The organism is Acidovorax sp. A1169 (assembly GCF_030704685.1).
GTDB lineage: Bacteria > Pseudomonadota > Gammaproteobacteria > Burkholderiales > Burkholderiaceae_C > Acidovorax.
Genome location: NZ_JAUZDX010000052.1, coordinates 1 through 3,642, shown reverse-complemented (window position 1 = coordinate 3,642; position 3,642 = coordinate 1). Strand labels below are relative to the sequence as shown.

Sequence of the window (3,642 nt, the reverse complement as noted above, 5' to 3'; positions counted from 1 at the left end):
GGCATTTATTTGCGGGACAGGAGGAAGCGAGACTATTGCAAGGGTTGCAGCAACCCGCCGCCATGGTCTGGCCACGCGCCGACAGATACCGCGTGCCAGACGCCATCGCTCACATCACCCGAAATTGTCCCGATGGCATGCTTGCTACGCCGTTCCATCAACATCCGCAGGTCCTCGTCTTCTTCGGGAGGTGCTGCGAGGTGATAGTTGCGACCTGATCCCGTCTTGACCATTGCGGTCGCAAGATCGATGGCAGCCAGGGCCGAAGTAACTCTGAGTGTCATGGGGCCCAGCATCGCGACGATGTGCAGCATCCCGGTCCAACGTTGGAGGATTCGCCAATGGTCTAGTTGGACCTCGGGCTGAACTTGAACATCGGGGGCGGGACGCTCATTGAGAAATTGAATCTGCACGATGCAGGACCTTGTTTTTGATCTGATAGGCGAACAGGCTGTGGCTCCCCGTTTGCGGTGGTTTCGCTGCAGTGGGCTGCAGACGTGCTCCTTGTCCAGATCTGGGATCAGTCCAAGGTTGAGCAGACGCTGGTTTGAGGACTCTGCGGGAGCCATTCGGAAGTGAAAATCATCAAATTTCCGCCTGAATGCGACTAGTTGGACGTGGTCTTTTAAGTCGCCATCGGCGGAAATCGAGTGGATGCCAACTCGAAAGTCAGATCCACCGAAAGCTGCTGTCGGTCGCGCGCTCAAGGAGCTGCGCATCGCACGCGGGTTCACGCAGGAGGATCTGACACCGGCGATAAGCCGGCGGCACATTGGGCGTCTCGAGCAGGGCGAGCAGCTCCCCAGCATTGGCATGGTGGAGCACCTCGCTGAAGGCCTGCAGGTTCACCCAATGACTCTCCTTGCAGTGGCATATGCGCGTAGATTCGATGCAGCATCGATTGAGAAGGTGCTGAAGTCTGTTCGAACCGATCTCTCTACACTGCTGCCTGAGGACGTTGCTTAGCCCTTTTGGGCTGAGATGGAGAACTTTCTCCGACCATGATGGCTTCAATTCCTGTCAGCATGGACAACGATTCGTCATCGTTTGGGCGATTAAGCAGTCTGTTCACGATCTCGCGGTCTGCGGCCATGCTGAGCACCATCATCACGTCGCGCAGCTGCTCAAGGCTGCCTTCAAAACTGAGTTCGCCATTTACGGGAGGCGACGGATGTGCCTTTGCTATCAACAGCAACGCCATCGCGATCGCTGCATTGGGTTCGCCGTCGGGACCCCGTGTGCCTTCTCCCCACAGCATGGCCCGAAGTTGATCGGAAACACACACCAATTGGCCGTCGCTAAGGCTTCTTGGAAGGATTGCATCAAAGCCACCGGTTTGAAGGATTTCTTCCAGGTCCATCTCGCTGAAATGGCCGATCTGTTCTTTGTCTAACTGCAACATGCTCGTCAAATATTTAGGGGACTAGTTGGTCCTGTTTGGGACTGAGCGTGCGAAGATAGCTGAACTTTCTGCGCGCAAAACCCGTTTCAAGGCGGTCCAGCGCAATTGGAAAGCTCCCACTTGCGTTGCGAAGACGTCTGCGCAATCAAAGTGTTGTTTTGAACTTTCGCTGCCACTCGCCCTTGAAGAATCGATTGGATCTTTCCCGCTTGGTTGAACTCGACAGCCAGTTTCGCGAACTGTAAGCGCCCGGTTAACCCATCTTGATTTGACTCTTTGCCTCTCGCAACATCGTGTGCACGTAACCATCGTGCACACCATGCTCAAAGACTCAGACATCGCGAGACACACGGCCCGACGTACCCACCGGACCTACACCCCGGCCTTCAAGGCAGAACTGGTAGCGGCCTGCCAGCAACCTGGCACCTCCATCGCGGCGTTGGCTGCCAGCCATGGCATGAACGCGAACGTACTGCACCGCTGGCTCAAGGAGCATGCGCGCACGGGCTGCCACCACCCCATCGCTTCGCAGCAACTCCGCGAACCTGACCCGCTACCCTCGGTGTCAGAGTTCATCGCGCTGCGCCTGTCGAGCGTCACACCCGATGCCGTTGCGACCGAGCTAAAAATCGAAATGCGCAAGGGAGCGTTGTTGATGACCGTCTCTTGGCCTATCCACGCCGCAGCCGACTTTGCGCACTTTGCCCAATGGGCTGCCGTGGTCCTCAAGTGATTCGCATCGACGCCGTGTGGCTGGCCAGCACGCCCATGGACATGCGCGCCGGCACCGAGACCGCGCTGGCGCGTGTCGTGGCGGTGTTCGGCGCGGCACATCCTTACACGGCCTACCTGTTTGGCAACAAGCGTGGCACCCACTTGAAGGTGCTGGTGCACGATGGGTTTGGCATCTGGCTGGCCGCACGCCGGCTGCACCAGGGCCGCTTCCATTGGCCGTCCGCTGGCGGCACGGCGCAGCAAAGCCTCCAGCGTGAGCAACTCGACGCCCTGGTCATGGGCCTGCCGTGGCATCGCATGGGTGAGGCCAGTGTCATCTCCCTCATCTGACGCATGACGCATGACGTGGGCAGCCGTGGCCATCAATCGGGGGATGTGCCAATAGCGTGGCACAGGTTGGTTTGGCAAACTCTTGCCTCATGGACGTTGCCACCGACACGCTCTTGCATCTGAGCGCAGAAGAACTGCGTGGGATGGTGCAGTCGCTGCGCCAGACGGTCACCTTCAAGCAAGCCACCATCGACAAACTCACGCACGAGAACGCTTTGCTCAAGCGCCTGAAGTTTGCGGCGCAGTCCGAGCGCTTCGGCGCCGCGCAACGAAGCCTGCTGGAAGAGACGTTGCACGAAGACCTGCAAGCGGTCAGCGAAGAGATGGCACAGCTCAGTGCAGCACCCATCCCGCTGCGTGTCAAAGACGAACCGAAACGCCAGCCGTTGCCGGCGAACCTGCCGCGTATCGACATCCGCCACGAGCCGGCTTCCACCACCTGCCGCTGTGGTTGCCAGATGCAACGCATTGGGGAAGACGTGGCCGAGAAGCTGGACTACCAGCCGGGCGTCTTCAGCGTCGAGCGTCACGTGCGTGGCAAATGGGCGTGCAGCCACTGCGAGACCCTGGTGCAGACCCTGTGGCGGCGCACGTCATTGACAAGGGCATCCCGACCACCGGGCTGCTGGCGCAGGTGCTCGTCGCCAAGTTCGCCGACCACTTACCGCTGTACCGCCAGGAGGCCATTTTTGGCCGTGCCGGGGTGGCCATTCCGCGCTCTACACTCGGCGCCTGGATGGGCACCTGTGGTGTGCAACTCCAGCCGCTGGTGGACGCCTTGAAAGACGACATCCTGAAGCACCGGGTGGTGCACGCCGATGAGACCCCGGTGCAGATGCTCCTGCCCGGCCATGGCAAGACGCACCGTGCCTACCTGTGGGCCTATGCTGCCGGCGCGTTCGAGGACACCAGGGCGGTCGTCTATGACTTTTGCGCATCTCGTGCCGGGGAGAACGCCAAAGCCTTCTTGGGAACCTGGCGCGGCAGCCTCGTGTGTGATGACTTCAGCGGCTACAAGCAATTGATAGCGCAGGGGGTCACGGAGGTCGGGTGTCTGGCCCACGCTCGACGCAAATTCTTCGACCTGCACGCCGCTCACCAGAGTTCGGTTGCACAACGTGCGCTGGAACAGATTGCGCAGGTCTATGCGATTGAGCGCGAGCTCCCGGCATGCA

The 3,642-nt window shown here is 59.8% G+C and carries 5 protein-coding genes and 1 pseudogene; 4 read left to right on the top strand and 2 right to left on the bottom strand.

The genetic code is table 11. The features are described 5' to 3' along the window. Positions 1-32: 32 nt before the first annotated feature. A complete protein-coding gene (locus QYL93_RS31740) occupies positions 33-314 on the bottom strand; it encodes a hypothetical protein (protein WP_305747414.1) in 282 nt (93 codons plus the stop codon). Between the two features lie 340 nt (positions 315-654). Between QYL93_RS31740 and QYL93_RS31735 the strand changes: the two genes are divergently transcribed. Beyond that, the gene (locus tag QYL93_RS31735) at positions 655-966 is read left to right on the top strand and encodes a helix-turn-helix domain-containing protein (RefSeq protein ID WP_305747413.1); all 312 of its coding nucleotides are present in this window, start codon (positions 655-657) and stop codon (positions 964-966) included. On the opposite strand, the gene QYL93_RS31730 is transcribed toward QYL93_RS31735, so the two are convergent. Beyond that, positions 938-1,402: a hypothetical protein gene (locus tag QYL93_RS31730; protein WP_305747412.1), complete on the bottom strand. Its 465-nt coding sequence runs from the start codon at positions 1,400-1,402 to the stop codon at positions 938-940. The genes QYL93_RS31735 and QYL93_RS31730 overlap by 29 nt on opposite strands. Before the next feature lie 319 nt (positions 1,403-1,721). On the opposite strand from QYL93_RS31730, the gene QYL93_RS31725 reads away from it, so the two are divergent. The 3 genes and pseudogenes from QYL93_RS31725 to QYL93_RS31715 form a co-directional block, all read left to right on the top strand. Further along, positions 1,722-2,135: a transposase gene (locus tag QYL93_RS31725; protein WP_305747411.1), complete on the top strand. Its 414-nt coding sequence runs from the start codon at positions 1,722-1,724 to the stop codon at positions 2,133-2,135. Then, positions 2,132-2,467 carry an IS66 family insertion sequence element accessory protein TnpB gene (tnpB, locus tag QYL93_RS31720; protein ID WP_305747410.1) on the top strand — a complete coding sequence of 112 codons (336 nt, stop codon included), beginning with the start codon at positions 2,132-2,134 and terminating at the stop codon, positions 2,465-2,467. The genes QYL93_RS31725 and tnpB overlap by 4 nt, the downstream gene beginning before the upstream one ends. A gap of 71 nt (positions 2,468-2,538) precedes the next feature. After that, positions 2,539-3,642: pseudogene (locus QYL93_RS31715) on the top strand (IS66 family transposase); the annotation flags it as partial.